This window comes from Sutterella massiliensis (genome assembly GCF_016899755.1).
Taxonomy (GTDB): Bacteria; Pseudomonadota; Gammaproteobacteria; order Burkholderiales; family Burkholderiaceae_F; genus Sutterella; species Sutterella massiliensis.
Window position 1 is genome coordinate 1 of the sequence record NZ_JACJJC010000218.1, and the last position, 604, is coordinate 604.

Consider the following 604-nt stretch of genomic DNA (forward strand, 5'->3'; position numbering starts at 1 on the left):
AAATAGAGGGAAACTTTACAGCGTACGTCAATGATCGACGCAGTAGCTCCTATATTCTCACGTGTCGACAGAGGATCAACTGCAGTCAAACGTCGTGATTTTCTCGGTATCAGTAATGAAAAACATAGAAAAATCGACCGACTCAATCTCGAGCAACGAACTCGCACTTTTGTCAGGTCGCATACCCGAGGTAGAGTACCCCAAAAAGGCTTTCGAGCTCAAGGATGTTCTGGTTTTGCCATGCAAGACGGAAAACGTGTTTTTGTTTCTTGACAGGATCGCGAAGGACACGCGTTATCAGCAGGGCTTCTGCGATGCGCGGCGTGCTTTCATGGAAAGAGCGGCTGTGAGTTCGGACGCAATTCTGCGCAGCACTGCCGCACAAGCTTTGGATCTTGGTCTCGATACCGTACGTTTGCTCGCCAATGACAATGATGAGCAAGTTTGTGAAGACCTAGCGGATAATCCAGCGTTTCTTCAGCTTCCGGCCGAGGAGCAGGTTCGGTTTTGCCGAGCGCACATCGATTGCCTCGAGACAGTCGTCCGTACGTACTGCTACAGAACCGATGCCCATACCGATTTCGCTGCCGCTCCTGAACTCATC

1 protein-coding gene is annotated in these 604 nt (G+C 50.5%); it reads left to right on the forward strand.

From position 1 onward, the window contains the following. Positions 1-115: 115 nt before the first annotated feature. A partial coding sequence (locus H6A60_RS12245) for a hypothetical protein (RefSeq protein ID WP_205105024.1) occupies positions 116-604 on the forward strand: 489 nt, incomplete at its 3' end.